Source organism: Salmonella sp. SAL4457 (assembly GCF_046548235.1).
GTDB classification, from domain to species: Bacteria; Pseudomonadota; Gammaproteobacteria; order Enterobacterales; family Enterobacteriaceae; genus Salmonella; species Salmonella enterica.
The window spans coordinates 1-269 of record NZ_JBGDZO010000558.1 but is presented as its reverse complement, the minus strand read 5'-3'; the positions used below and the strand labels follow the sequence as shown (position 1 = coordinate 269).

General features: G+C 61.7%; 1 pseudogene. It reads right to left on the bottom strand.

The window, feature by feature from the left end:
- Positions 1–194, bottom strand: a pseudogene (locus ACLJNW_RS25450) (hypothetical protein); the annotation flags it as partial.
- Positions 195–269 lie beyond the last annotated feature (75 nt).

Here is a 269-nt window from a genome sequence, read left to right as displayed (position 1 = left end):
TCGAGCGCCAGCGCATAAGAAAGGCAATCGCCGAAGTTCAATCCGGCCCGGTGGCCGCTTCCCTTTCCGAAATCCGCGTAGGCCTGGCGCGCCAGACGGGCCCGCTGCTCGGTCACCGGCTCGATGACGAACTTGGCTTCTGCGAGCATCTCGTCGAGACTTCTACTTTCGACCGGGTCGCGCTGGAGATACACAACTATTCCGCTCTAGAGATAGCTTGCCGCAGAGAGCCTTCGCACGTGGGCACCGGCGATAGCGTGGGCGTAGAT